Origin of the sequence: Aliiglaciecola litoralis (assembly GCF_039523355.1) — a bacterium.
GTDB lineage: Bacteria > Pseudomonadota > Gammaproteobacteria > Enterobacterales > Alteromonadaceae > Aliiglaciecola > Aliiglaciecola litoralis.
In genome coordinates, this window is record NZ_BAAAFD010000022.1 from 3,862 (window position 1) to 5,730 (window position 1,869).

1 tRNA gene and 1 rRNA gene are annotated in these 1,869 nt (G+C 51.8%); both read right to left on the minus strand.

Annotated features, from left to right (window positions below):
* Positions 1–2: 2 nt before the first annotated feature.
* A tRNA-Ala gene (locus tag ABD036_RS18690) sits at positions 3–78 on the minus strand.
* 90 nt (positions 79–168) lie between these two features.
* Positions 169–1,701, minus strand: a 16S ribosomal RNA gene (locus tag ABD036_RS18695).
* Between the last annotated feature and the right edge of the window lie 168 nt (positions 1,702–1,869).

Below are 1,869 nucleotides of genomic sequence, written 5' to 3' on the forward strand. Positions count from 1 at the left end.
CATGGTGGAGCTAAGCAGGATCGAACTGCTGACCTCCTGCGTGCAAGGCAGGCGCTCTCCCAGCTGAGCTATAGCCCCGTCTTTTGCAAAACGGCTATGTGGTTCTTTATCATTAACAACAAAACAATCTGTGTAGGCACTACATCACAACAGGCATTACCTATAGTGTAAGGAGGTGATCCAACCCCAGGTTCCCCTAGGGTTACCTTGTTACGACTTCACCCCAGTCATGAAACACAAAGTGGTAATCGTCCCCCCGAAGGTTAGACTAACTACTTCTTTTGCATCCCACTCCCATGGTGTGACGGGCGGTGTGTACAAGGCCCGGGAACGTATTCACCGCAGTATTCTGACCTGCGATTACTAGCGATTCCGACTTCACGGAGTCGAGTTGCAGACTCCGATCCGGACTACGACGAGCTTTAAGGGGTCCGCTCCACATCACTGTCTCGCTTCCCTCTGTACTCGCCATTGTAGCACGTGTGTAGCCCTACTCGTAAGGGCCATGATGACTTGACGTCGTCCCCACCTTCCTCCGGTTTGTCACCGGCAGTCTCCTTAGAGTGCCCAACTAAATGCTGGCAACTAAGGACAAGGGTTGCGCTCGTTGCGGGACTTAACCCAACATCTCACGACACGAGCTGACGACAGCCATGCAGCACCTGTCTCAGAATTCCCGAAGGCACTGAGGCATCTCTGCCAAATTTTCTGGATGTCAAGAGTAGGTAAGGTTCTTCGCGTTGCATCGAATTAAACCACATGCTCCACCGCTTGTGCGGGCCCCCGTCAATTCATTTGAGTTTTAACCTTGCGGCCGTACTCCCCAGGCGGTCTACTTAGCGCGTTAGCTTCGCTACTCACGTATATAATACACAAACAGCTAGTAGACAGCGTTTACGGTGTGGACTACCAGGGTATCTAATCCTGTTCGCTACCCACACTTTCGCACATGAGCGTCAGTCTTTGGCCAGGGAGTCGCCTTCGCCACTGATGTTCCTCCAGATATCTACGCATTTCACCGCTACACCTGGAATTCCACTCCCCTCTCCAAGACTCTAGTCATACAGTTCTAAATGCTATTCCCAGGTTGAGCCCGGGGCTTTCACATCTAGCTTATATAACCGCCTGCGTGCGCTTTACGCCCAGTAATTCCGATTAACGCTCGCACCCTCCGTATTACCGCGGCTGCTGGCACGGAGTTAGCCGGTGCTTCTTCTGTCGCTAACGTCACAGCTGATGGGTATTAACCATCAACCTTTCCTCACGACTGAAAGTGCTTTACAACCCGAAGGCCTTCTTCACACACGCGGCATGGCTGCATCAGGGTTGCCCCCATTGTGCAATATTCCCCACTGCTGCCTCCCGTAGGAGTCTGGGCCGTGTCTCAGTCCCAGTGTGGCTGATCTTCCTCTCAGAACAGCTAGAGATCGTCGCCTTGGTGAGCCTTTACCTCACCAACTAGCTAATCTCGCTTGGGCTGCTCTTTGCGCGGGAGCCGAAGCCCCCTTTGGTCCGTAGACATCATGCGGTATTAGCCATCGTTTCCAATGGTTATCCCCCACGCAAAGGCACATTCCCAAGTATTACTCACCCGTCCGCCACTCGTCAGCGAAGTGCAAGCACTTCCTGCTACCGTTCGACTTGCATGTGTTAGGCCTGCCGCCAGCGTTCAATCTGAGCCATGATCAAACTCTTCAATTAAAGTTTCGAAATATGAATTTTTTTGGTAAGCACTCTTATAATGAGTGCCCACACAGATTGTCTTGTTGCAAATTGTTAAAGAACGTTGCTCTTAGTGAGCGGCTTGAGGAACCAGAGGTCTGTCTCAAGCGGGACGCGAATTCTACACGCCTTGGAAATCTTGTCAAC